Source organism: Amnibacterium kyonggiense, assembly GCF_004364555.1.
Taxonomy (GTDB): Bacteria; Actinomycetota; Actinomycetes; order Actinomycetales; family Microbacteriaceae; genus Amnibacterium; species Amnibacterium kyonggiense.
The window spans coordinates 443,957-467,517 of the sequence record NZ_SOAM01000001.1; the positions used below are offsets into that span (position 1 = coordinate 443,957).

The following is a 23,561-nucleotide window of genomic DNA, read 5'->3' on the forward strand; positions in this document are numbered from 1 at the left end:
GGGGACGGGTCAGCGGCGCGGCGGGCGGTTCGCGCGCAGCACCTCGAGGCGGGCGCGGTACTCGACCTCGTCGATCTCGCCGTTCGCGAAGCGCTCGGAGAGCGTCGCCTCGGGGGAGCGGTTCGGTCCGGACGCCGGGCCGCCGTACGCCTCCCAGCGCCGCTGCGCCGCTCGGCGGAACAGGAGCGCGAGGACGACGATGACGATGAGCCAGAGCACCGGGCCGATGAGGAAGAACGGGAAGCCGAACCCGGGGCCGACGTGCGGGCCGACCCAGGAAGCGGTGGTGAGTGCGGTGAGCACGAGGACCTCCGAGAGGGGATGGACGGGTCCGATCGGACCGTGATCCCACTCTCCGCGGCTCGGGCCGTCGGCGCGTCGGCCGGCGGATGACACCTCCCGTGCTCCCCGTGGAGCAGCTCAGGGCTGCCAGCCGGGCGCGACGAGCCCCGTCTCGTACGCCAGGACGACGAGCTGCACCCGGTCGCGCGCGCCGAGCTTGCCCATGACGCGGGAGACGTGCGTCTTCGCGGTGAGCGGGCTGAGGAACAGCCGCTCTCCGATCTCCTCGTTCGTGAGGCCGCCGGCGACGAGGGTGAGCACCTCCCGCTCCCGGTCGGTGAGCACGGCGAGTCGCTCGGGCGCCTCCGACCGGCGCAGTCCGCCCGCCACCCGCTCGAGCAGGCGCCGGGTCGGGCCGGGGCTCAGGAGGGCGTCGCCGGCAGCGGCGACGCGGATCGCCCGGAGCAGCTCGGTCGGTTCCGTGTCCTTGACGAGGAAGCCGCTCGCCCCGGCGCGCACCGCCTCGGCGACGTACTCGTCGAGCTCGAAGGTCGTCACGACGACGACGTGGCAGTGCTCGAGGCCGGCCGTGCCCACGATGCGCCGCGTCGCCCAGAGCCCGTCGCCGTCCGGCATCCGGACGTCCATCAGCACGACGTCGGGCCGCGTGCGGACGGCGAGCTCGACGGCGTCCTTCCCCGTCGCGGCCTCCCCGACCACGGTCATGTCGGCCTCCGCCGCGACGAGGGCGGCGAACCCCGCCCGGATGAGGGCCTGGTCGTCGGCGAGCAGCACGCGGATCATGCGGGGTCCTCCCGGACGGGGACGCGGAGGGCGACCTCGAGGCCGTCGTCGTGGACGCGGAGGTCGAGGGAGCCGCCGAGGGACGTCGCGCGCTCGCGCATCCCCGTGAGGCCGTTGCCCGGGACGGGCGCCTCCGGCGCGGCGCCGGGGAGCCGGTCGCGGACGACGGCGGTGACGGCGCCGGGCTCCCGGTCGAGCACGATGTCGACGGCCGCGCCGGGCGCGTGCCGCCGCGCGTTCGTGAGCGCCTCCTGGACGACGCGGTAGACCGCGAGCTGCACCGGGACCGCGGGCCGCGGGCGGAGCCGGTCGTCGAGCGACACCCGGGCGCCCGACCGGCGGACCTCCTCGACCAGCGGCCCGAGCGCGTCGAGGTCCGGGCCGGGCGCGAGCGGGGCCGCGTCCTCCCCGCGGAGCACGCCGAGCACCCCGCGCACCTCGTCGAGCGCCTCCCGGCTGGCGGTGCGGATCGTCTCGAGCGCCTCCGTCGCCGCCTCCGGTCGATCGGCCGCGAGGTGCAGCCCGACGCCCGCCTGCACGGTGATCGAGGAGAGCGAGTGGGCGAGCACGTCGTGCAGCTCGCGGGCGATGCGGAGGCGCTCCTCCTCGATGGCCGCGCGCGCCCGCTCGGCCTGCTGCCGCTCCTCCTCGGCGCGCCGCACGCGTCGGGATCGGAGGAACCCGCCTGCGCCGAGCGCCAGCACGAGCAGGAACATCGTGCCGAAGCCGCGGGCCGCGTCCACCGACTCGGCGTTCAGGAACACGACCGTGAGCGCGACGGTCCAGGCGAGCGCGACCGAGGCCACCGCCCACACGGCGGCGTCCGCGACCAGCGCGAGGACGACGGCGATCGCGAACGGGAGCAGGGCGAACGGCGGGAGCGGGTTCAGGAACCAGGCGGCGAGGGAGAGCGCGCCCGCGATCGCGACCGTCGGGCCGGGACCCCGACGCCGGAGGAGCGCCACCACGAGGACTGCACCGATTCCGAGCAGGCCGTAGGCGATCCCGCGCCAGGGCGTCGCGGCATCGGACGAGCCCAGGTCGTTGCGCACGACGGTGACGGCGACGAGCGCGATGAGCGCCGCGGACAGGACGAGCGACCCGAGGACGCGGTGCGGACCGCGCGCTCCTGCAGCCACCGGTCGCGTCACCGTCCGACCGTAGCCAGCGGCGTGCCGCCCGGTGTACTCCCCAGGGAGGAGGCCGACGTGCTCCCCGCGCGACGCGACGGCCTCCGACGGTGGCACGCTTGACGGGTGACGGACGTGCTCGAGGACCTCCGCCTCGACGAGCAGCTGGTGCTCGGCAAGCCGTGGACGCTGATCGTCTGGGACGACCCGGTCAACCTCATGAACTACGTCACGTGGGTGTTCACGAGCTACTTCGGCTTCCCGAAGCCGAAGGCGGAGCGGCTGATGATGCAGGTGCACACCGAGGGCAGGGCGGCGGTGAAGACGGGCACGCGCGAGGAGATCGAGCGGCACGTGGAGGCCATGCACGGCTACGGGCTGCAGGCGACGATGGAGCGGGTGGACGCATGAGGATCCTCGGGGAGTTCCAGCGCACGGACGGCGCCATCGAGCGCCGCTTCACCGGCGCCGAGCGGAAGATGATCCGCAACCTGGCGACCGGCCTCGCGGACGTGATGGCGACCGCCGACGACCCGGACGGCTTCGACGACCCCGTGGTGCAGCGGCTGCTGCCGGACGCGGTCCCCGGCGACGAGGAGGCGTCCGCCGAGTTCCGCGCGGCGACCCGCGAGCGCCTCGCCGAGGCGAAGGCGGCGGGCGCGCAGCGCGTCGTCGCCGACCTCGAGGCCGCGCCCGGCGGCGTCGTCCGCCTCGACGACGAGCAGGCCGTCGTCTGGGCGAAGGCGCTCGGCGACCTCCGCATCGCGCTCGCCGCGCGGGTCGGGATCGACAACGTGCAGAAGGCGACCTCGCCCCAGGGCCTGATGTACGCCTGGCTCACCTGGTTGCAGGGCAGCCTGGTCGAGGTCCTCGACGCCGCCTGACCTTCGCGGATCCGGACTCCTGCCGCGGATCCGGAGATCCTCCGCGACACCCCGAGCGGAGCGTGCTCCGCTCGGGGTGTCGTCGCAGATCTCCGGATCCGCGAAGGCCGTCAGCCGCCGATGAGGCTCGGCTGGAGGTCGCGGAGCGTGCGGTGCCGCGTCATCCGGGCCGCGACCGCCGAGGTGAGCGCCATCGCGGCGACGAGCCAGATCGCGAGCACGCCGGCGTCGCCCCAGGCCAGCGACAGATCGCCGCCGTACATCACCTGCCGCAGCGCGTCGACGGCGTAGGCCATCGGCAGCGCGTGGTGGATCGCGGCGAGCGGTCCGGGCAGCGTCTGCCACGGGAACGTCCCGCCCGCGGTCACGAGCTGCACGAGCATCAGGATCAGCCCGAGGAACTGGCCGACGCTGCCGAGCGCCGCGTTCAGCAGCAGGAGGATCGCCGCGAACGTCGCCGCGGTGAGCAGCAGCACGCCGATCGTGGCGGCCGGGTGGACGACGTGGATGCCGAGCGGCCCGGTCGCGATGAGGAACAGCGCCACCATCTGCGCCGCGCCGAGCAGCGCCGGGGTCAGCCATCCGGCGAGGGCGACGCGGATCGGCTGCTCGACGGCCGTGAGCGCGCGGCGCGACAGCGGCCGGAGGATGAGGAACAGCGCGTAGGCGCCGATCCACGCGGACAGGCTGAGGAACAGCGGGGCGAGGCCGGCGCCGTAGGTGCCCGCGCTCGCGGTGTCCTTCGTGCGCACGCCGACCGGGTCGCCGAGCGCCGCGGCCTGCGCCGTGCGCTGCTGCGCGGTCGTCGCGGGGATCGCGTCCGCGCCCTTCGCGAGGCCGTCGCGCAGCGAGGCGGCACCGGAGGAGAGCCTCGCCGTCCCGTTCGCGAGGGCGCTGCTGCCGCTGGCCGCGGACGCCGCTCCGGAGGCGAGCTGCTGCGTCCCGGACGCGAGCGAATCGGTGCCCGAGGCGAGGGAGGACGCCCCCGAGGCGACGCTCCGCGTGCCGGATGCGAGGGAGGCGGCGCCCGAGGCGACCGCACGGCTGCCGGACGCGACGCGCCCCGCGCCCGACGCCGCCTGCGCGGCGGCGGAGGCGACCTGCGACGCTCCGCTGCTGAGGCGGGTCGCGCCCGAGGAGAGGGACGACGCGCCCTGCGCGAGCGAGTCCGCCGAGGACGCCGCCCGGGTCAGCGCCTGCTGCCCCGGCTGCAGCACGGCCAGGGCCTGCTGGATCTGCGCCGGCGTGAGGCCGTCCGCGGCGAGCTGCCGCGCGAGCGCCTCCCCGGTCGCGGTCGACCCGGCGGCCTGCCGCAGCGCGGACGCGAGGGCCGCGTTCCCCGAGGCGACCTGGGACGCGCCGCTCGCGAGGGACCTCGCGCCGGACGGCAGCGCCGAGGCGCCGGAGGAGAGCCGGTCCAGACCGGAGGCGAGGGAGGACGCGCCGCTCGCGGTGCGCTTCGCCCCGGACGCGAGGTCGGCCGCCCCGGATGCGGCGGAGGAGGCGCCGCTCGCGAGGCGGTCGGCGCCGGAGGCGGCGCTCGCCGCGCCGGACGCCGCGGACCGGGCGCCCGACGCGAGCGTCGCGGTGCCGTCGGCGAGCCGCTGCGCGCCCGACTGCGCGGTGCCCGCACCGGAGGCGAGGTCGGAGGCCCCGTCGGCGGCGTCGGTGAGCTTGCCCCGGACCGTGGAGAGGGAGCCGAGGAACCGCTTCGCCGCGGTCGTTCCGACCTGCGAGGCGATGCGGTCGCGCACCTCCGTCGTCACCTGCTTCGCGATGGTCGACGAGAGGTAGCTGTTCGCGTCGTTCGTCGTCAGCCGCAGCTGCGCCTTCGTCGGGTCCGTCGTCCCGGCCGAGGCGATGTCGCGCGAGAAGTCGCGGGGGAAGGTGACGACGAAGTCGACGCCGCCGTTCGCGAGCTCGCGCCGCGCCTCGTCGGCGCTCAGCACGTGCCAGTCGAAGGAGCCGTCCTCAACGAGGTCGTCGGCGGCCTGCCGACCGCGGTTCACCGTCGTGCCGCCGCTCGTGCTGCCGTCGTCCGCGACGACGATGCCGGCCGGCACGTTCGCGAACTTCCCGTACGGGTCGAGGTTGCCCCACAGGTACATGCCGCCGTAGAGCAGGGGCACGGTCATCAGCGCGACGAACGCGAGCACGCCGAGCTTCGTGGAGGTGAGGCGGCGCAGCTCGGTGCGCAGCAGGGTCAGGATCGTCATCGGTCGATCGCTCCAGGGGTGACGGAGGCGGGGAGGGACTCGCGGACGGCCGCGCCGCCGATCACGAGCACGGGCAGCCCGCGGGCGGTGAGGTCCTCCGCGACGCGGCGCCAGCCGGCGGCGTGGCCGCCGTGGCGCTCGGGGGAGGTGAGCACGAGGGCGCGGACGCCGTCCCGGAGGGCTGCGAGCTCGAGCAGCAGCCGGACCCGATCGGTCGGCGGCAGGTCGAGGAAGGGTGCACGGCTCCAGCGGTCCAGGTCGAGGGCGCGGAGCACGGCGTCGGCGTCCCGGCTGCGAGACGGACGGCCGGCGAAGCGGAGCTCCTCCCGCACCACGCTGCGGACCGGGAGGGAGGGGGCGGGCTCGGCGACGACGGGGGTGTCCACGAGCGCGACCGCGCGGCGGAGGGCCGCGGGATCGCCGGACCCGTCGAGGAGCACCTCGCCGCGGTCCGGCACGAGCCGCCCGCCCGCGATGAGGGACGCGAGCATGGGGCCGCGGTCGCCCTCCGCGACCGCGACGCCCGGGTGCTCGGCGTCCAGGCGGGCGCTGAACGCCGGCAGCGCCGGGATCCGCTCCTCGCCCACGCCGGCGCCGATGATCTCGAGCAGGGTCACGCCTCCGCCTCCTCCGTCAGTCGGGCCGCGTGGGCACCGAGCACGTCGTTCGCCTCGCGCCAGGACAGGCCGAGCGCGCCGAGCCCCGCGAGGATCACGAGCCGGCGGCCCTCCGCACGGCCGACGGGCGTGCGCACGCTCTCGTCGAGCACCGAGAACGCGGCGCCCTCGACGAGCCGGGCGACGACCTCCGGGTCGAGGTCCGTCCGACCGGCACCGGTCTCGGCGGCGAGGCGGACGTCGGCGACGATGCGGGCGTGCAGCGGGCCGAGCGCGCCGCCGAGCACCTGGTCGCGGAGCGGCCCGCGGACGACCGTGCGGGTCATGGCGCGGACGTGCTCGACGTCGTCCCAGACGAGGCGGCCGACCAGGGCCAGGTCGAGCACCGGGTCGGGGTCGTGCATGGCGTCGACCGCGGCGGCGACCCGGGCGGCCCCCACCTCCGCCAGCTCGGCGATCAGCGCCTCGCGCGAGGGGAAGTGGCCGTACACCGCGCGCCGCGTGAGACCGGCGGCGGCGGCGATGACGTCCAGGGACGCGTCGGGGTCGCGGTTCAGCTCCGCGCGGGCCGCGTCGAGCAGCGCTGCCCGGTTCTTGGCGGCGTCGCTGCGCGGGGCGCGGACGCGGATTCCTTCGGGCACAGCTGCACTCTACGCCTGATCTTGCACAGGTGTGTGCAACCTAAGCGGGGGACGGCGACCTCGGATAGGTTTGGATCCCAAGAGGAAAGGGATCCTCCATGCCTGCCATCGTGCTGATCGGCGCCCAGTGGGGCGATGAGGGCAAGGGCAAGGCGACCGACCTGCTCGCCGGACGTGTCGACCACGTCGTCAAGTTCAACGGCGGCAACAACGCGGGTCACACGGTCGTCATCGGCGACAAGAAGTTCGCCCTGCACCTGCTGCCCTCCGGCATCCTCAGCCCCGGCGTCGTTCCCGTCATCGCGAACGGGACCGTCGTCGACCTCGAGGTGCTCTTCTCCGAGCTGGAGGCGCTGACCGCGCGCGGCGTCGACGTCTCGCGGCTGCGCGTCTCCGCGAACGCCCACGTCATCACCCAGTACCACCGAACCGTCGACAAGGTCACGGAGCGCTTCCTCGGCAAGCGGCAGATCGGGACCACCGGTCGCGGCATCGGGCCGACCTACGCCGACAAGATCAACCGCGTCGGCATCCGCATCCAGGACCTGTTCGACGAGGGCATCCTGCGGCAGAAGGTCGAGGGCGCCCTCGAGCAGAAGAACCACCTCCTGCTCAAGGTGTACAACCGGCGCGCGATCTCCGTCGACGAGGTCGTCGCCGACCTGCTGCAGTACGTCGAGCGGCTCCGCCCGATGGTCGCCGACACGGCGCTCGAGCTGAACACGGCCCTCGACGAGGGGAAGACCGTCCTGTTCGAAGGCGGCCAGGCGACGATGCTCGACGTCGACCACGGCACCTACCCCTTCGTCACGTCCTCGAACGCGACGAGCGGCGGGGCGGCGACCGGCTCCGGCGTCGCGCCGAACCGGATCGACCGCGTCATCGCGGTGGCGAAGGCCTACGCGACCCGCGTGGGCGCCGGGCCGTTCCCCACCGAGCTCCACGACGCGTCGGGGGAGTGGCTGCGCTCCCGCGGCTTCGAGTTCGGCACGACCACCGGCCGGCCGCGACGCACCGGCTGGTTCGACGCGCCGATCGCCCGCTACGCGCAGCGGATCAACGGGGTGACGGACTTCGTGCTCACGAAGCTCGACGTGCTGACCGGGCTCGAGCGCATCCCCGTCTGCGTCGCGTACGACGTCGAGGGCCGCCGCGTCGAGGAGGTGCCGGTCAGCCAGACCGACTTCCACCACGCCGTCCCGATCTACGAGGAGTTCCCGGGCTGGGACGAGGACATCACCGGCGCCCGCTCCTTCGAGGACCTGCCGCGCACCGCGCAGGAGTACGTCCTCGCGCTCGAGGAGATGAGCCGCGCCCCGATCTCGGTGATCGGCGTCGGCCCCTCCCGCGACGGCGTCGTCGTCCGCCGCGACCTCCTCGGCTAGCCCCGCTCGCGGAGTTCACGGATACGGAGATCCGGCCTGCCGGATCTCCGTATCCGTGAACCAGACCTCAGTGGTCGGTTCGGGCGGGGCGGAGGCGCGCCTCCTCGAGGTCGAGCAGCGCCTGTGCCCGGTCCTCGATGCGCGCCGGGTACACGCCCTGCCGCCGCAGCTCGAGCAGGTGCTCGCGCTCGGCCTCCACGACCGCGAGCCGCAGCCGGCGGAACAGCCGGTGCGGCGTCGCCTCGAGGGGCAGGTCGCCGCTGTGGCTCCGCTCCCACGCCGCCTCGGCGCGGAGGTAGGAGGCCTGCCGGACCCGCTCGATCACCTCGGGATCGACGTCGGTCGTGCTGTCCACGACGCCCTCCGGGTCGTCGAGCACCGCGAGTCCCGTGAAGCTCAGCTCGTCGAGCAGCGCCGCGAGCTGCCGCTGGTCCTCCTCCTCGTCGATCCCGCTGATGCGCAGCGCCCGGATGAGGGCGGGCAGGGTGCCGCCCTGCAGCAGCAGCGTCACGACGGCGACGATGAAGGCGATGAGCACGAGCTGCGAGCGGTAGGGCAGGTCCTGCGGCAGCGACTGCGCCGCGGCGAGCGTCACCACGCCGCGCATGCCGCTCCAGCCCAGGACGACGCCGCCGCGCCAGTCGATGGTCTGGCTGCGCAGCTGCTCGAGGTCGGCCCGCTGTCGCGCGTACCGGCGCCGCAGCGCGGTGATGCGCTTGCGTCGCAGGCCGGTCGTCGGCTCCCGGAGGCGGGCTTCGAGGTACTGGAGGGCGCGGAGCGTCCGCACCTCCGCGTGCTGCTCCCGCAGCTTGAGGAGCAGGACCAGCGGGCCGACCCAGAGGAAGCGGAGCGCGATCAGGATGACGGTGGCGAGGAGGCCGAGCGCGATCGTCGCCTCCAGGGAGAGCTGGCTCGAGTCCTTGTCGACGTCCTCGATCAGCCCGCGGATCTGCAGCCCGATGAGCAGGAAGACGGCGTTCTCGAGCAGGAACTGGATGGTGCTCCAGTTGATGCGGTCACTCGTCCGGGTCAGCACCGAGACGGAGCCCGGGTTCGCGTAGCCCGTGTACAGCCCGGCGACGACGACGGCGAGCACACCGGAGGCGCCGAGGGCGTTCGTCGGTGCGAAGGCGAGGAACGGCACCGTGATCGAGATGGCGGTGGCGAGCACGGAGTCGTCGAGCCGGGAGCGGACCGCGACCCTGACGACGCCGACGAGCAGGCCGATCGCGACGGCCACGACCACCGCGAAGCCGAACTGCTCGGCGGTGAGCAGCACGTTCACGTCGGTCTTCGCGCCGACCAGCGCGATGGCCGACCCGAAGAGGACGAGCGCCGTCGCGTCGTTGACGAGCCCCTCGCCCTCGAGCACGACGAGGAGGCGCGGCGGCAGGCCCAGCCGGCGGCCGACGGCGGTGGCCGCGACCGCGTCGGGCGGGCTGAGCACCGCGCCGAGGGCGATGCCCGCAGCCAGGTCGAGGCGGTCGAGCTGGTCGAACAGCACGAAGCCGGTGCCGAACGCCGTGACCGCGACGAGGACGACGGACAGGCTCACAATGGTCCCGAGGTTCCGCCGGAAGTCGACGAAGGACAGCCGGATCGCCGCCGCGTAGAGGATGGGCGGCAGGAGCACGTCGAGCACGAACTCCGGGGGGACCTCGAGCTCGGGAACGCCGGGGGCGTAGGAGAGGCCGACGCCGATGACGACGAGCAGGATCGGCGCCGCGATGCCGAGTCGACGCGAGAACGCGGCGACGAGCACGATCACGGCGATGCCGATGACGCCGACGACCTCGATGACCCCGAAGTCGATCTCCGCGGCGTGTTCCATCCCGGCGAAGGATACCGGGAGGGGCATGGACATCAGGTCGGGGCGCCGGCGGGCATGAGTGCGCGGAGGCGGTCCAGCAGCTCGAGCTCGATGTCGGCGAGCGGGCGCTCCTCGTCCGCGCTCAGCCACCGCCGGAACGCGGTGCTGAAGACGGCGGAGCCGATCTCCGCGACCAGGCGCGCCTCGACCTCGTCGACACCGCGCTCCCGCAGCGCGGCGTCCATCGCGTCGGCGAGGACGGCGCGCTTCCGCGCCTCCCGCTCCTGCAGGGCGGGATTCGCGTCGATCACCCGCTGACGGTTTCGCGACCAGGGGCGTCGCTCGGCCGTGAAGAAGGCGGAGCCGGCGACGAGCCCGGCGCTGACGAGGTCGAGCGCGCTGGACCCCGTCGGCGCCTGGTCGATGCCCTCGATGAAGCCGGTGCGGTAGGCCTCGCCGCCTCCGAACAGGACCTCGCGCTTGTCCGCGTAGTGCCGGAAGAACGTGCGCTCCGTCAGGCCCGCCGCTGCGGCGATGTCCTGCACCGTCGTCTCCTCGTAGCCCCGCTCGAGGAACAGCGCGATCGCGGCGGCCTGCAGGCGATCGCGCGCTCCCGGCTCCCAGCGGACCATGCGCTCAGCCTACTCATGACAGTTGCTGTCATCGCGGGTGTATCGTGATGTCAGTTCCTGACCTCGATCGAAGGAGAAGACCATGCGCGTGTTCATCACCGGAGCGTCCGGCTGGATCGGTTCGGCGGCGACGACCGCCCTGCTCGCGCGCGGCCACCAGGTCGTCGGCACGGCGCGCTCCGACGGGTCCGCGGCGAAGCTCGAGGGCCTCGGCGCCCAGGTGCGACGCGCCGACCTCGACGACCTCGACGGGCTGCGCGCCGGTGCGCTCGAGGCCGACGCCGTCGTCCACCTCGCCAACAAGCACGACTTCGCCGACGCGGCGGGGACGAACCGCGCCGAGCGCGCGGCCGTCCAGACCTTCGTCGACGCCCTCGCCGGGACGGGCAAGCCGTTCCTGCTCGCCTCCGGCCTCGCCGGCTACCGGCTGGGCCGCCCGGTCGAGGAGACGGATCGCATCGACGAGCGGGGACCGGAGGCGATGCGCGGCGGCACCGAGAACCTCGCGCTCGATGCCGCGACCGAGACCGGGCTCCACGCCGTCAGTCTCCGCTTCGCCCCGACCGTGCACGGCGCGGGCGACCACGGGTTCGTCGCCTTCCTCGTGCAGGCGGCCCGGCGGGCGGGAGCGGCCCTCTACGTCGGCGACGGCGCGAACACCTGGTCGGCCGTGCACGTCTTCGACGCCGGGGACGCCGTCGCGCGGGCGGTCGAGCGCGCGGAGGGCGGGACGGCGGCGCACGTCGTGGCCGAGGAGGGCATCCCGACGCGCGAGATCGCGGAGGCGATCGGTCGGGGGCTCGGGCTGCCGACCCGGTCGGTGACGCCCGAGGAGGCGGCGGAGCGGCTCGGCTTCATCGGGCACGTGCTCGGCATGGACCTCCGCGCGTCGAGCGCGGCGACCCGTCGCGCCCTGGACTGGTCCCCGACCGGCCCGACCCTGCTCGAGGACCTCGCCACGGACGCCTACTTCGCCTGAACCGCGTCGTGCTCACGCTTCGTGCGGCCGCACGACCGCGGCGGCGGCACGGAGCGTGAGCAGAGTCCGGCAAGCGCGGGGAGCCCTAGGGTCGGAGCATGACCGAGGACGAGGCCGCCGAGCTGCAGTCGCTGCGCTCGAGCATCGACAACATCGACGCGGCGCTCGTGCACCTGCTCGCCGAGCGCTTCAAGTGCACCCAGCGGGTCGGCCACCTGAAGGCGAGCGCGGGCATGCCCCCGGCCGACCCGGCGCGGGAGCGCGAGCAGATCGCGCGGCTCCGCGCGCTGGCGGAGGAGTCGCACCTCGACCCCGCCTTCGCGGAGGCCTTCCTCGCGTTCATCGTCGCTGAGGTCATCCACCACCACGAGCGGATCGCGGAGGACGCCGCCCGCGACTGACCCGCGGTCCGCAACGGGTTCAGAGGGCGGGCGCCGCCGCGTCGAGCGCCGCGAGCTGCTCCGGTGTGAGTCGCACGGCCGCGGCCGCGACGTTCTCCTCGAGGTGTGCGACGGAGCGCGTGCCGGGGACGGGCGCCGCCTCGGGGCTCTGCTCCAGCAGCCAGGCGAGCGCGACCTGGCCCGGCGTCGCCCCGACCTCGGCTGCCGCCGCGACCACGGCCGGCGCGCGGACGACCGAGGGCATGCCGTCGAACGCGGATCCGAGCGGGAAGTACGGCATCCAGACCACGCCGTGCTCGCGGCACAGGACGAGCTGGTCCTCGGTGTCGCGGAGCAGCACGTTGTACGCGTTCTGCACGCTCGCGAGCCCGGCCGGGAGAGCGGCGCGCAGCACCGAGGTCGAGGCGGAGCTGAGACCGATCGCCCCGATCGTCCCCGCGTCGCGCAGGGCGACGAGCTCGGCGAGCTGGTCCTCCACCGGGACGAGCTGATCGCCCTCGGCGATCAGCCCCGGGGGGAGGTCCGCGCGTCGCAGGTGCACGAGGTCGAGCCGGTCGACCCCGAGGGTGCGGAGGTTCCGCTCGACCTCCGCGCGCAGCTCGGCCGGTCGCTGCGCGAGCACGAGCTCCTGCGGCGCGGGCGCCGACGTCGCGCCGACCTTCGTCGCGATCACGAGGTCGTCGGCGAACGGGGCGATCGCGGCGCGGATGCGCTCGTTCACCACGCCAGCGCCGTAGAACGCCGCGGTGTCGACGAGGCGCACCCCGAGCTCCACCGCGCGGCGCAGCACGGCGATCGCGGTCTCCTCCGGGACGTCGCGCAGCTGCATGGCGCCGAAACCGATCCTCGGGACATCGCGCCCGTCGAGCCGCACCCTCGTGGTCATGTCGTTCCTCCTGTGGGAGACTGGAAGCGGAGGGACCTCCGATTCCTCCCCAGTCTTACCGGAGGAGCCTCCGCTTGTCCATTCCGATCGAACCGCGCCTCCGTGCCGACGCGCAGCGCAACCGGGACCGCCTCGTCGACGTCGCTCGCGCGGCCTTCGTCGCGGGCGAGGCGCCGACCCTGGAGGCGATCGCCCGCGAGGCGGGGGTCGGCATCGGCACGCTCTACCGCCACTTCCCGACGCGCGAGGCGCTCGTCGAGGCGGTCTACCGGAGCGAGCTGGAGGCCGTCAGCGCCTCCGCCGAGCGCCTCCTCACCGAGATGCCGCCGGACGTCGCGCTCCGGCGGTGGATGGACCGGTACGGGGAGTTCGTCCGGACGAAGCGCGGCATGGCGGACGCGTTCCGGGCGATCCTCGCGGCGGGCGCCGGGAGCGGGACGCGGCCGCGCATCACCGCGGCGGTCGCCGGCCTGCTCGAGGCCGGCGCGCGCGAGGGCGTCCTGCGCGGCGACGTTCCCGCCGACGACGTCGTCGCGGCCGTCCTCGGCGCGTTCCTTGCCACCCCGGACCCGGAGCAGCAGCCGCAGACCTCGCGGCTGCTCGACCTGCTCCTGGACGCCCTCCGTCCCTGCGACTGACCCCACCCGTCCGCGTCGCGATTCGAGCCGCGTCAGCGGCGCCGATGCGGCTCGAATCGCGACGCGAAGGGGCGGGGAGGGGTCAGCCGCCGACGCGCGGCCCCAGGTGCGCGGGCAGCGTGCCCTCGTGCGCGGCGCGGAGCTCCTCGATCGGGATCTCGAACCGGTCCTGCACCTCGAGCAGACCGCTCTCGGCATCCGTGACGCCGATGCGGAGGGCCGGCACCCGGCGCCCCGCGCAGAGGCCGACGAACTTCACGTCCTCCTCCCGCGGCACGGCGACGAGCACGCGCGCGGTCGACTCGCTGAACAGCGCGGTCGCCACGTCGACGCCGTCGCGCTCCTCCACGTCGCCCAGCCAGACGCGCGCGCCGACGCCGAATCGCAGCACGCCCTCCGCGAGGGTCTGCGCCAGACCGCCCTCGCCCAGGTCGTGCGCGGCGGCGATCAGCCCTTCCTCGCCGCCCGCGGCGAGGAGGCCGGCCAGCTTCCGCTCGGCCTCGAGCCGCACGGCGGGCGGGCGGCCGCCGAGGTGGTCGTGCACGACGCCGGCCCACGCGGACCCGTCGAGCTCCAGCGCGGTCGTGCCGAGCAGGTAGAGGTTGAGGCCGTCGTCCTGCCATCCGGAGGGGATGCGGCCCGCGACGTCGTCGATGGTGCCGAGCACGCCCACGACCGGGGTCGGGTGGATCGCCGTCGTCCCCGTCTGGTTGTACAGCGACACGTTGCCGCCGGTCACCGGCACCTCGAGGGCGAGGCAGGCGTCCGCGAGGCCGTCGACGGCCTCGGCGAACTGCCACATCACCTCGGGGTTCGTCGGCGCGCCGAAGTTGAGGCAGTCGGTGACCGCGAGCGGGGAGGCTCCCGTGACCGCGACGTTCCGGTACGCCTCCGACAGCGCGAGCTGCGCGCCCGCGCGGGGGTCCAGCAGGCTGTACCGCCCGTTCGCGTCCGTCGCGATCGCGACGCCGAGGCCGGACTCCTCGTCGACGCGGATCATGCCGCCGTCGTCCGGGAACGACAGGGCGGTGTTGCCGAGCACGTAGCGGTCGTACTGGTCGGTGATCCAGCCGGGGGAGGCGAGCGACGGGGAGGCCAGCACGGCGAGGAGCTGCTCGCGCAGCTCCGGACCGTCCGCCGGCCGCGGCAGCGCGGCGGCGGAGTCCGCCTGCAGCGCGTCGAGCCAGGCGGGCCGCTCGGCGGGGCGGTCGTAGACCGGGCCGTCGACCGCGACGGTGGACGGGTCCACGTCGACGATCGTCTCGCCGCGCCAGGTGATCTCGAGCCGACCGGTGTCGGTCACCTCGCCGAGCACGCTCGTCTCGACGTCCCAGCGCGACGTGACCGCGAGGAACCCCTCCAGCTGCTCGGGCGTGACGATCGCCATCATCCGCTCCTGGCTCTCGGACATGAGGATCTCCTCCGCCGTGAGCGTGGGGTCGCGGAGCAGCACCGCGTCGAGGTCGACCTTCATGCCGCCGTCGCCGTTCGCGGCGAGCTCGCTCGTCGCGCAGCTGATCCCCGCGGCGCCCAGGTCCTGGATCGCCTCCACGTACCCGCCGTGGAACAGCTCGAGGCAGCACTCGATGAGCACCTTCTCCGCGAACGGGTCGCCCACCTGGACGGCCGGCCGCTTCGTCGGACCGCCCGCGGAGAACGTGTCCGAGGCGAGGATCGACGCGCCGCCGATCCCGTCGCCGCCGGTGCGGGCGCCGAACAGGACGACCTTGTTGCCGGCGCCGGTCGCGTTCGCGAGCCGCAGGTCCTCGTGCCGGAGGACGCCGACCGCGAGCGCGTTCACGAGCGGGTTGCCCTGGTAGACCGCGTCGAACACCGTCTCCCCGCCGATGTTCGGCAGGCCGAGGCAGTTGCCGTAGTGCGCGATGCCGGCCACGACGCCGTGCACGACGCGGAGCGTGTCCGCCTCCCGGATGTCCCCGAAGCGCAGCTGGTCCATGACCGCGACCGGGCGCGCGCCCATCGCGATGATGTCGCGCACGATCCCGCCGACGCCGGTCGCGGCGCCCTGGAACGGCTCGATGTAGCTCGGGTGGTTGTGGCTCTCGACCTTGAACGTGACGGCCCAGCCGCGGCCGATGTCGACGACGCCGGCGTTCTGGCCCATTCCGACCATCAGGTGCTCGCGCATCTTCGGCGTGACCTTGTCGCCGAACCGGCGGAGGTACTTCTTGCTCGACTTGTAGGAGCAGTGCTCGCTCCACATGACGGAGTACATCGCCAGCTCGCCGGAGGTGGGGCGCCGCCCGAGCAGCTCGCGCACCTTCGCGTACTCGTCGTCCGTCAGCCCGAGCGCCGCGTACGGCTGCTCCCGGTCGGGTGTGGCCGCGGCCCGCTCGACGGAATCGACGTGGACCACGGGCGCCTCGCTCGTCACGTTCACCGAGCCTACGGCCGCGCGCGCCCGCTTCCCGCGCCGCCGGCACCCCGATGCGCGGTGCTCCGACCCGCCCGCGGTGGGTCGACCCACCGCGCGAGGGTGTCTACTACCGCGTGAGGGAGGCGCGACGATGGCCTTGACCACGGAGCAGCGGCATCGCGCCGCGGCGGAGCTCCACGCGAACCTGCTGCTCGCCGGGGTCACCGAGGCGCACCTCCGGCGGGACACCGACCTCGACGAGCACGAGTTCCGCGAGGCGATGCACGTCTCGCCGCGCTCGCGGCCGGAGCACGTGCTCCTGCTCCGCGACCGGCTCGTGGTGCTGGTGCACGCGGCCGGCAGGCAGCCGGTGCCGTTCACGGCGCTGCCCGGCCGGCCGGGCTGACCGGACGGCACGGGGGGCGGCGGGTCAGGCCGCGAGCACGGCCTCGAGCGCGGAGCGGAAGATGCGCAGCCCGTCGACGCCGGAGCGCATCGCGAGCCGCGTGTCCGGCCCGAACCCCGGCTCGACGGCGTGCTCGGGATGCGGCATGAGACCGACGACGTTCCCGCGCTCGTTCGCGATCCCGGCGATGCGGTTCACCGACCCGTTCGGGTCGACGTCGAGGTAGCGGAACACGACCCGGCCCTCGCCCTCGAGCCGCGCGACCGTGTCCGCGTCGGCGACGTAGCCGCCCTCGCCGTTCTTCAGCGGCACGACGATCTCCTCGCCCGCCGAGAACGCGTTCGTCCAGGCCGTCGAGGTCTGCTCGACGCGGAGCCGCTGGTCGCGGCACACGAACGCCCCGTGGTCGTTGCGGACCAGGCCGCCGGGGAGCAGGTGCGCCTCCGTGAGCATCTGGAAGCCGTTGCAGATGCCGAGCACCGGGAGGCCCGCGTCGGCGGCCGCGACGATCTCGGTCATGATCGGGGACCGCGCTGCGATCGCACCGCACCGGAGGTAGTCCCCGTAGCTGAAGCCGCCCGGCAGCACGACGGCGTCGACGCCCTGCAGGTCGTGGTCCCCGTGCCAGAGGCGCACCGGCTCGGCGCCGGCGAGGCGGACCGCCCGGCGCGCGTCCCCGTCGTCGAGGGACCCCGGGAAGGTGACGACGCCGACGCGGGTCACGCCTCGACGTCCTCGAGCTCGCGGACGCTCACGACGTCCTCGATGACGAGGTTCGCGAGCAGGGTCTCGGCGACCTCCCGCGCGTCCGCGAGCAGGGCGTCCGTCACCGGGCCGTCCACGTGCAGCTCGAAGCGCTTGCCGACGCGGACGCCGCTGAAGGCGGACCGGCCGAGGCGCTGCAGCGCCCCCGCGACGGCCTTGCCCTGCGGGTCCAGCAGCTCGGCCTTGGGCATGACCTCGACGACGATCACCGGCACGCCCCGAGCCTAGCGAGCGGTCGGCGACGCGTCCGCCACGGCGGCGCGCACCGCGTTCCGCCACGGATCCTCGAACGCGAGCTCCCGGCCGTCGTCGCGAACGGCGACGCCGGCCGTGCGAAGCCGGTCCCCGAGCGCGCCCAGCGCCTCCGGATCGGGGACGCGGAGGACGACCTGACCGAGTCCGAGCGCCGGCGTCCGAGGCCCCGCGCCGCGGCTCTCCCACGTGTTCATCCCGACGTGGTGGTGGTAGCCGCCGGCGGACACGAACAGGGCCTGGTCGCCGAACCGGGCGGTGACGTCGAACCCGAGGACGTCGACGTAGAAGCCGTGCGCGGTGGCGATGTCGCCGACCTTGAGGTGGACGTGGCCGACCTCCGCGAGGCCGAGCGGGCGGGCGTCGTCCTGCAAGTGCTCCCGGAGGAACGCGTTCGGGTCGAGGGCGAGCGTGGCCATCCGCACGGTCGTGCCGTCCCACGCCCACTCGGCGCGCGGGCGGTCCCAGTACAGCTCGACCCCGTTGCCCTCGGGGTCGTCGAAGTAGAACGCCTGCGAGACGAGGTGGTCGCTCGAGCCCGTGAACGACCGCGGGTACCGCGTCGCCACCGAGTACACGGCCGCCGCGAGGGCTGCCCGCGAGTCGAACAGCACGGCCGTGTGGTACAGCCCGGCCGCCGAGCGGGAGGCGTGCCGGAGCCCGGCCGAGTGCCGCAGCACGAGGGACGGGACGGCGGCGCGGCCGACGGTCACCTGCCCGGGCGCCGTGGCGAGCACGTCGAGGCCGACGCCCTCCGTGTAGTAGCGGGTCGTGCCGTCGAGGTCCGCGACGTCGAGCGTCACGGCGCCCATGGCGGTCGCGGGGGCGAGCGCATCGGTCATGCAAGAAGCATGACACGTCAACCACCGGTCCGCACGGCCCGTCGGCCTGCGGTCGACCGGGCCGGTCAGCCCGTGATGCGATCCACGAGCTCCCGGTAGCGGTTCGCGGTGCGCTCCACGACCTCGTCCGGCAGGTCCGGCGCCGTGCCGTGCCCGTCCCAGTGCGCCGAGAGCCAGTCGCGGATGATCTGCTTGTCGAAGCTGACGCCGCGGCGGCCCTCCGCGTAGGCGGCCGCGTCCCAGTACCGGCTCGAGTCCGGCGTCAGCACCTCGTCGCCGAGGGTGAGCACGCCGTGCTCGTCGTCGCCGAACTCGAACTTCGTGTCCGCGAGGAGCACGCCCTTCGCGTTCGCGACGGCGGCCGCGGTGCGGAAGATCGCGAGGGACGTGTCGCGCAGCGCCTCGGCCGTGCGGGCGCCCACGAGGTCGACGACCTGCTCGAACGGGATGTTCTCGTCGTGGGCGCCGAGCTCCGCCTTGTAGGCCGGCGTGAAGATCGGCTCCGGCAGCCGGTCGCCGTCCTGCAGGCCCTCGGGCAGCGGGACGCCGGAGATCGACCCGACGCGGCGGTACTCCTGGTACCCGCTGCCGGTCACGACCTGGCGGACGACGCATTCCACGGGGTGCATGGACAGCCGGCGGACGAGCATGGCCCGGTCGGCGACCTCGGGCGGCACGGGCACGGCGTCGTCGGCGAGGTGGTTCGGGACGTCCGGGAGGTGGCCGAACCACCAGCGCGTGAGCGCGGTGAGGAGGGCGGCTCGGCCCGGGATCGGGCGCGACAGCACCTGGTCGAACGCGCTGACGCGATCGTTCGCGACGAGCAGGAGCAGGTCGTCCCGCCCGGTCGGCGCGTAGAGGTCCCGCACCTTCCCCGCCGTGACGAACTCGAATCCCGGCAGCGTCGTGCTCATGCGATCCCCTCGGCGATGTCGGTCCGGTGCCGGCCGCCGGGCAGGTCGATGCGCTCGACCCCGTCGTACGCGGCGGCTCGGGCCGCGGCGATGCCGTCGCCGAGGCCGACCACCGTGAGCACCCGGCCGCCCGCGGCGACGAGGCGGTCGCCGTCCGCGGCGGTGGCGGCGTGGTCGACGTGGACGGCCGGCAGCGCGTCCGCGTCCTCGAGGCCGGTGACGACGCCGCCGAGCACGGGCTCCGCGGGATAGCCCTCGCTCGCGAGCACCACGCCGACCGCCGCCTCCGCCCGGAACGCGGGCTCGGCCACGTCGGCGAGGGAGCCGATCGCCGCGCCGTGGAGCAGCACCGACAGCGGGGACGCGAGGCGCGGCAGCACGACCTGCGTCTCCGGGTCGCCGAAGCGCGCGTTGAACTCGATGACCCGGACGGCGGTGCCGTCGACCACGAGCCCGCAGTAGAGCAGGCCCTGGAAGGGCGTCCCCTCGGCGGCGAGCTGCGCGATGACCGGCTCCGCGATCGTCGCGCGGACCTGGGCGACGAACGCCTCCTCGCCGCCGAACGCCTCCGCGAGCCAGGGGAGCGGCGAGTAGGCGCCCATACCGCCCGTGTTCGGGCCGACGTCGCCGTCCTCCAGGCGCTTGAAGTCCTGCGCGGGGCTGAGCGGCAGCGCCACCGTCCCGTCGCTCACGAAGAAGAGGGAGACCTCGCGGCCGCTCAGGAACTCCTCGAGCAGCACCGGGCCGCTCTCGAGCCAGTGGAGGGCGTGCAGGCGCGCCGCCTCGCGGTCCTCCGTGACGAGCACGCCCTTGCCGGCCGCGAGCCCGTCCGCCTTCACCACGTAGGGCGAGCCGGTCGCGTCGAGCGCCGCGTCGATGCCCGCCGCGGTGAGGACGTCGACGGCGCGGCCGGTCGGCACGCCCGCCGCGGCCATGATGCGCTTCGCGAACGCCTTGCTGCCCTCGAGGGCAGCGGCGTCGCGGTCCGGGCCGAACACCGGGATGCCGCGCTCGCGCAGCGCGTCCGCGACGCCCGCGACGAGCGGGGCCTCCGGCCCGATGACGACGAGCTCGCTGCCGAGGCGGCCGGCGAGCTCGACGACCGCGGTCGGGTCGGTGGCGACCACCGGCTCGATCCGGGCGGTCGCGGCGATGCCCGCGTTCCCGGGGGCGACGACGAGGTCGTGGCCGGCGTCCTCGGCCGCGAGGGCCCGCGCGATCGCGTGTTCCCTCGCACCGGAGCCGACGATCAGGATCCGCACCGGCCCAACCTATCCGCGCAGCCCCGTCCCCGCGGCCGCGTACCGTTCTCCTCTGTGGCGAGAGCACGGATCCCGGACGGCGAGGGCGACCAGGCGGTCGCCGCGTCCGTCGCCGGGGACGCGGACCGCGCGGTGACCGCGACCGCGGTGCGCTACCTCCTGCAGCTGCTCGCCGAGCGCTATCCCGGCGGAGCGGTGGAGGTGCGCGTGCCTCCCTACGGCGCCGTGCAGTGCATCGAGGGCCTCAAGCACACGCGGGGCACCCCGCCGAACGTGGTGGAGATGACGCCGCAGGTCTGGCTGCACCTCGCGACCGGGAGCCGCGGCTGGTCCGACGCGGTCGAAGCCGGCGCCGTGCAGGCCTCCGGCTCGCGGGCCGACCTGACCGGCCGGCTGCCGCTCTGGCGGCCGAGGGTCGGCGGATGAGCGAGCCGCAGCGTCGATCCGTCCGGGTGCGGCGCAGCCCGAAGATCGGGACGTTCCTGCTGATCGGCGCCGTCCTCGGCGTGCTCGTCGCGGTCGTCGCGGTGAACGTCACGCCGGCGGACGCCACCATCTCGACGCCGCAGGCCGTCGGATTCCTTGCCCTCCTGCTCGCGCCGCTCGGCGCGGCCCTCGGCGCGGTCGTCGCGCTCGTCGTCGACCGCGTGAGCGAGCGCGGGGCCCGCATCGTCGAGGCGGAGCGGACCGCGCCCGCACCCGTCGAGCGCCCGGAGGAGCCCGTCGCGGAGCGTCCCGTCGATCAGGAGGACGTCGACCGGTCCTGAGGTCCGCTCGGGACGGCGCGGTCCTCCAGCTCCGCGAGCAGCCGGGCCGTGACCGGCAGGTCGCGCCGGGAGAGCACGCCGAAGGCGATCGCGGCCCCGATCCACACGGCGACGTCGACCGTCCACCCGATCCGCCCGTACGGGGTCGTGCGGGGGCCGAGCAGCTGCAGCACGCCGACCGCGGTCTGCAGCGCGGCCAGCGCGGGCCAGGTCCATCGGTAGCCGAGGAGCCGCTCCCGGCGCTGCCGGAGCAGGCGCCCGAGCGTCGCGTCGTCGACGTCCTCCGGGAGACGCCCGGTCCGCACCGCCCGGTGCACGACCTCCCGCCCGCTCCCCTGCCGCTGCCGGACGAGCAGCGTCGTCCCGGCGAACAGGACGCCGATCAGCGCGCCGACACCGAGGGCGATGAGCGCGATCGGCTGCGGGGGAGGGACGGGCGTCCGGCGGTCGGCGAACAGGAGGACCGACATCGACCCGATGAGGATCCCGAGGACGCCGCGGCCGAGGGCCTCGCGGACGCGGAACGACATGCGGCCTCCTCCGATCCGATCGGAGGCTAGTCGGCCGGGCGGGCGAGGAACTCGAGCGCCCGGGTGCGGAACGTGCCCGCGGTGGGCGCGTTGAAGTGGTTGCGCCCCGGGATGAGGAAGAACTCGCCGATCGAGGACGCCTCGGCCAGCCGTCGGGAGGCGTCGACGATCGGGTCCTCGCTGCCGGCCGCGAAGAGCACCGGCTGCTGCGGCGGGTTCGCCGGATCGGGCTGCTCGCCGCCGCGCATCCCCTCGACCAGCGCGACGAGCGCGGTGAGGTCGTTGCCGGGGATGCCGGACGCCATCGTCAGGTACGCCTGCGTGAGCCGGTCCGTCACCGGCTCGCCGTGCTCGATCGCGCGCTTCGCCTCGTCGACGCGGAAGCGCGTGAGCGGGTCGCCGTCCGGGATCCCGCCGAGCACGGCGCGGGTGATCGCGTGCGTGCTGCCGAGCGCCGCGTGCCAGCCGACGCGGGCGCCGAGCGAGTACCCGACGTAGACCGCCTCGTCGACGAGGTAGGTGTCGAGAACCGTCCGCACGTCGTCCACGAGCAGCGCCATCGAGTACGCGGCCGGGTCGTGCGGCTTCCCGCTGCTCCCGTGGCCGCGCTGGTCGATCGCGATCACGCGGTACCCGGCGCGGTCGAGCTCCCGGACCCAGCCCGTCGCGATCCAGTTCGCGTACGCCGACGAAGCGAACCCGTGGACGGCGAGCACGACCGGTCCGTCCGGGTCGCCGAGGTCGTAGGTCGCGATGGGCACGCCGTCCGGCGCCATCACGCGCTTCGGCTCGGCGGGCGGCGGCAGCAGGCTCACGGCCGCCGATCCTGCCGCATCAGCGGCGCGTCAGGCGTGGGTGCCGGCCTCGTGCGCGGTGTGGGCCGGCGGCTCGAGCTGGAACGTCGAGTGGGTGAGGGAGACGGGGAAGTGCGCCGCGACGCAGTGCTGCAGGGCGTCGAGCACCGCGGGCGCCGTGCCGTTCCGGAAGCAGACCGGCTCGATCACGACGTGCGCGGACAGCACGGGCAGCGACGACGAGACCCGGGTCGCGTGGAGGTCGTGCACGGCGAGCACGTGCTCCTGCTCGAGCAGGTGCCCGCGCACCTCCTCGAGGTCGAGGCCGCGCGGCACGGCCTCGAGCAGCACGTCGAGGGCATCGCGGAGGAGCAGGAGGGTGCGGGGCACGATGAGGGCGCCGACGAGCAGCGCGGCGACGCCGTCCGCCCGCGTCCAGCCGGTGAGGGCGATCACGAGGCCCGCGATCAGGACGCCGACGGAGCCGAGCGCGTCGTTCAGCACCTCGAGCCGGGCGGCCCGGGTGTTGAGGTCCGCGCCGCCCGACCGCCGCAGCACGACGACGGCGACGAGGTTGCCGAGGAGACCGATCGCGCCGAAGACGAGCAGCGCGGGACCCGGGACGTCGGCGGGCTCGGTGAACCGGCGGATCGCCTCGACGACCACGAACACGCCGACGCCGAGCAGCACGGCCGCCTGCGCGGCCGCGCCGAGGACCTCCGCCCGCGCCCAGCCGTAGGTGCGGCGCGCGGTCGCCGAGCGCGCGGCGAGCCGGGCGGCCGCGAGGGCGAGCCCCAGACCGAGGACGTCGGTGAGGACGTGCGCGGCGTCGACGAGGAGCGCGAGGCTGCCGGTCAGCAGCGCGCCGACGACCTCCGCGACGAGCACGGACGCGGTGATCGCGAGCACGACGGCGAGCGCGCGGGTCGGCGTCCCGCCGTGCCCGTGGTCGTGGTCGTGCATGCCCCCAAGTGTGAAGCACCGGGGGCGCAGGGCGGTGTTCTCGGATGCGACGACCCGGGCGGACGCGTCGACCGGATCCCCGTATCGGTGAACCCCTCGACCCGGTGGTCCGTGCCGCGGGGCGGTCCACGCCCCGCGAAGCGACGCAGCAGCGCCGCAGCGGCGGCGGCGCGGCACTGGGCGCCGTACGGAAAGACGCCGGGCAGCTGTGCGGGGGAGTCGCTGCCCGGCGTCATCATCCGGGAGACCGCAGCAGCACGTCGCGGGGGAAGTCCAGTGCTGCCGGTCCATGCACCTCGGGGGTGGTGCGGCGGACCTGAGCGGTCGTATCGGGTAGTACGGCGGTGGGTGCCGCCGACACGAATGTAGCACCCGATGAGGACA

The 23,561-nt window shown here is 74.6% G+C and carries 27 protein-coding genes; 9 read left to right on the top strand and 18 right to left on the bottom strand.

Annotated features, from left to right (window positions below):
* Window positions 1-9 precede the first annotated feature (9 nt).
* The 3 genes from CLV52_RS02345 to CLV52_RS02355 all read right to left on the bottom strand — a co-directional run bounded on the left by CLV52_RS02345 (window position 10) and on the right by CLV52_RS02355 (window position 2,237).
* The gene (locus CLV52_RS02345) at window positions 10-303 is read right to left on the bottom strand and encodes an SHOCT domain-containing protein (RefSeq protein ID WP_133764485.1); all 294 of its coding nucleotides are present in this window, start codon (window positions 301-303) and stop codon (window positions 10-12) included.
* A gap of 117 nt (window positions 304-420) precedes the next feature.
* Complete coding sequence (locus CLV52_RS02350) at window positions 421-1,086, bottom strand: response regulator (RefSeq protein WP_133764487.1); 666 nt, start codon at window positions 1,084-1,086, stop codon at window positions 421-423.
* Window positions 1,083-2,237 (bottom strand): sensor histidine kinase, encoded by a 1,155-nt coding sequence (locus CLV52_RS02355; protein WP_133764489.1) that lies wholly within the window; start codon window positions 2,235-2,237, stop codon window positions 1,083-1,085. The genes CLV52_RS02350 and CLV52_RS02355 overlap by 4 nt, the downstream gene beginning before the upstream one ends.
* Before the next feature lie 114 nt (window positions 2,238-2,351).
* Here CLV52_RS02355 and clpS point away from each other — a divergent pair, with 114 nt between their 5' ends.
* Together clpS and CLV52_RS02365 are read left to right on the top strand one after the other, a co-directional pair.
* Window positions 2,352-2,627, top strand: a complete 276-nt coding sequence (gene clpS / locus CLV52_RS02360) for an ATP-dependent Clp protease adapter ClpS (protein ID WP_425455673.1) — start codon at window positions 2,352-2,354, stop codon at window positions 2,625-2,627.
* Window positions 2,624-3,100, top strand: a complete 477-nt coding sequence (locus CLV52_RS02365) for a DUF2017 family protein (RefSeq protein WP_133764491.1) — start codon at window positions 2,624-2,626, stop codon at window positions 3,098-3,100. The genes clpS and CLV52_RS02365 overlap by 4 nt, the downstream gene beginning before the upstream one ends.
* Before the next feature lie 110 nt (window positions 3,101-3,210).
* Here the strand turns inward: CLV52_RS02365 and CLV52_RS02370 are convergent, their stop codons facing one another.
* The 3 genes from CLV52_RS02370 to CLV52_RS02380 are packed head-to-tail and all read right to left on the bottom strand — an operon-like array spanning window position 3,211 to window position 6,574.
* On the bottom strand, window positions 3,211-5,316 hold the full coding sequence (locus CLV52_RS02370) for a YhgE/Pip domain-containing protein (protein WP_133764493.1): 2,106 nt from the start codon (window positions 5,314-5,316) through the stop codon (window positions 3,211-3,213).
* Window positions 5,313-5,933: a hypothetical protein gene (locus CLV52_RS02375; RefSeq protein WP_133764495.1), complete on the bottom strand. Its 621-nt coding sequence runs from the start codon at window positions 5,931-5,933 to the stop codon at window positions 5,313-5,315. Before CLV52_RS02375 ends, CLV52_RS02370 begins: the two co-directional genes overlap by 4 nt.
* Complete coding sequence (locus CLV52_RS02380) at window positions 5,930-6,574, bottom strand: TetR/AcrR family transcriptional regulator (RefSeq protein WP_246017909.1); 645 nt, start codon at window positions 6,572-6,574, stop codon at window positions 5,930-5,932. The genes CLV52_RS02375 and CLV52_RS02380 overlap by 4 nt, the downstream gene beginning before the upstream one ends.
* 98 nt (window positions 6,575-6,672) lie before the next feature.
* Between CLV52_RS02380 and CLV52_RS02385 the strand changes: the two genes are divergently transcribed.
* Window positions 6,673-7,959, top strand: a complete 1,287-nt coding sequence (locus CLV52_RS02385; RefSeq protein WP_133764497.1) for an adenylosuccinate synthase — start codon at window positions 6,673-6,675, stop codon at window positions 7,957-7,959.
* Window positions 7,960-8,026: 67 nt separating this feature from the next.
* Here the strand turns inward: CLV52_RS02385 and CLV52_RS02390 are convergent, their stop codons facing one another.
* Together CLV52_RS02390 and CLV52_RS02395 are read right to left on the bottom strand one after the other, a co-directional pair.
* Window positions 8,027-9,790 carry a cation:proton antiporter gene (locus tag CLV52_RS02390; RefSeq protein WP_133764499.1) on the bottom strand — a complete coding sequence of 588 codons (1,764 nt, stop codon included), beginning with the start codon at window positions 9,788-9,790 and terminating at the stop codon, window positions 8,027-8,029.
* A gap of 32 nt (window positions 9,791-9,822) precedes the next feature.
* Window positions 9,823-10,401, bottom strand: coding sequence for a TetR/AcrR family transcriptional regulator (locus tag CLV52_RS02395; protein WP_133764501.1), 579 nt, complete (start codon window positions 10,399-10,401; stop codon window positions 9,823-9,825).
* An 82-nt stretch (window positions 10,402-10,483) separates the two neighbouring features.
* On the opposite strand from CLV52_RS02395, the gene CLV52_RS02400 reads away from it, so the two are divergent.
* Together CLV52_RS02400 and CLV52_RS02405 are read left to right on the top strand one after the other, a co-directional pair.
* Complete coding sequence (locus tag CLV52_RS02400) at window positions 10,484-11,380, top strand: SDR family oxidoreductase (RefSeq protein WP_133764504.1); 897 nt, start codon at window positions 10,484-10,486, stop codon at window positions 11,378-11,380.
* Between the two features lie 98 nt (window positions 11,381-11,478).
* The gene (locus tag CLV52_RS02405; protein ID WP_133764506.1) at window positions 11,479-11,781 is read left to right on the top strand and encodes a chorismate mutase; all 303 of its coding nucleotides are present in this window, start codon (window positions 11,479-11,481) and stop codon (window positions 11,779-11,781) included.
* Window positions 11,782-11,800: 19 nt separating this feature from the next.
* Here CLV52_RS02405 and CLV52_RS02410 read toward each other — a convergent pair whose 3' ends face one another.
* A complete protein-coding gene (locus CLV52_RS02410; RefSeq protein WP_133764508.1) occupies window positions 11,801-12,667 on the bottom strand; it encodes an aldo/keto reductase in 867 nt (288 codons plus the stop codon).
* 74 nt (window positions 12,668-12,741) lie between these two features.
* Here CLV52_RS02410 and CLV52_RS02415 point away from each other — a divergent pair, with 74 nt between their 5' ends.
* On the top strand, window positions 12,742-13,305 hold the full coding sequence (locus CLV52_RS02415) for a TetR/AcrR family transcriptional regulator (protein ID WP_133764510.1): 564 nt from the start codon (window positions 12,742-12,744) through the stop codon (window positions 13,303-13,305).
* Between the two features lie 82 nt (window positions 13,306-13,387).
* Here CLV52_RS02415 and purL read toward each other — a convergent pair whose 3' ends face one another.
* Complete coding sequence (gene purL / locus CLV52_RS02420; RefSeq protein WP_133764512.1) at window positions 13,388-15,700, bottom strand: phosphoribosylformylglycinamidine synthase subunit PurL; 2,313 nt, start codon at window positions 15,698-15,700, stop codon at window positions 13,388-13,390.
* A 133-nt stretch (window positions 15,701-15,833) separates the two neighbouring features.
* Between purL and CLV52_RS02425 the strand changes: the two genes are divergently transcribed.
* Entirely contained in the window at window positions 15,834-16,088 is a 255-nt protein-coding gene (locus CLV52_RS02425) for a DUF2316 family protein (RefSeq protein ID WP_133764514.1), read from the top strand.
* A gap of 24 nt (window positions 16,089-16,112) precedes the next feature.
* Here the strand turns inward: CLV52_RS02425 and purQ are convergent, their stop codons facing one another.
* The 5 genes from purQ to purD all read right to left on the bottom strand — a co-directional run bounded on the left by purQ (window position 16,113) and on the right by purD (window position 20,123).
* Window positions 16,113-16,811 carry a phosphoribosylformylglycinamidine synthase subunit PurQ gene (purQ, locus tag CLV52_RS02430; protein WP_133764516.1) on the bottom strand — a complete coding sequence of 233 codons (699 nt, stop codon included), beginning with the start codon at window positions 16,809-16,811 and terminating at the stop codon, window positions 16,113-16,115.
* Window positions 16,808-17,068, bottom strand: a complete 261-nt coding sequence (purS, locus tag CLV52_RS02435; RefSeq protein ID WP_133764518.1) for a phosphoribosylformylglycinamidine synthase subunit PurS — start codon at window positions 17,066-17,068, stop codon at window positions 16,808-16,810. The genes purQ and purS overlap by 4 nt, the downstream gene beginning before the upstream one ends.
* A 9-nt stretch (window positions 17,069-17,077) precedes the next feature.
* The gene (locus CLV52_RS02440; RefSeq protein WP_246017910.1) at window positions 17,078-17,947 is read right to left on the bottom strand and encodes a VOC family protein; all 870 of its coding nucleotides are present in this window, start codon (window positions 17,945-17,947) and stop codon (window positions 17,078-17,080) included.
* A 65-nt stretch (window positions 17,948-18,012) separates the two neighbouring features.
* Window positions 18,013-18,861: a phosphoribosylaminoimidazolesuccinocarboxamide synthase gene (locus CLV52_RS02445; RefSeq protein ID WP_133764520.1), complete on the bottom strand. Its 849-nt coding sequence runs from the start codon at window positions 18,859-18,861 to the stop codon at window positions 18,013-18,015.
* Window positions 18,858-20,123: a phosphoribosylamine--glycine ligase gene (purD, locus tag CLV52_RS02450; RefSeq protein WP_133764522.1), complete on the bottom strand. Its 1,266-nt coding sequence runs from the start codon at window positions 20,121-20,123 to the stop codon at window positions 18,858-18,860. Before purD ends, CLV52_RS02445 begins: the two co-directional genes overlap by 4 nt.
* A 54-nt stretch (window positions 20,124-20,177) precedes the next feature.
* Between purD and CLV52_RS02455 the strand changes: the two genes are divergently transcribed.
* Window positions 20,178-20,549, top strand: a complete 372-nt coding sequence (locus CLV52_RS02455; RefSeq protein ID WP_133764524.1) for a sterol carrier family protein — start codon at window positions 20,178-20,180, stop codon at window positions 20,547-20,549.
* Window positions 20,546-20,890, top strand: a complete 345-nt coding sequence (locus CLV52_RS02460; RefSeq protein ID WP_133764526.1) for a hypothetical protein — start codon at window positions 20,546-20,548, stop codon at window positions 20,888-20,890. The genes CLV52_RS02455 and CLV52_RS02460 overlap by 4 nt, the downstream gene beginning before the upstream one ends.
* Here the strand turns inward: CLV52_RS02460 and CLV52_RS02465 are convergent.
* From CLV52_RS02465 to CLV52_RS02475, 3 genes are read right to left on the bottom strand one after another with little or no spacing between them, the layout of a single operon-like run.
* Entirely contained in the window at window positions 20,866-21,420 is a 555-nt protein-coding gene (locus CLV52_RS02465) for a hypothetical protein (RefSeq protein WP_133764527.1), read from the bottom strand. The two genes, CLV52_RS02460 and CLV52_RS02465, sit on opposite strands and share 25 nt — an antisense overlap.
* 26 nt (window positions 21,421-21,446) lie before the next feature.
* Complete coding sequence (locus tag CLV52_RS02470; protein WP_246017912.1) at window positions 21,447-22,235, bottom strand: alpha/beta fold hydrolase; 789 nt, start codon at window positions 22,233-22,235, stop codon at window positions 21,447-21,449.
* A 30-nt stretch (window positions 22,236-22,265) separates the two neighbouring features.
* Complete coding sequence (locus CLV52_RS02475; RefSeq protein ID WP_133764529.1) at window positions 22,266-23,177, bottom strand: cation diffusion facilitator family transporter; 912 nt, start codon at window positions 23,175-23,177, stop codon at window positions 22,266-22,268.
* Between the last annotated feature and the right edge of the window lie 384 nt (window positions 23,178-23,561).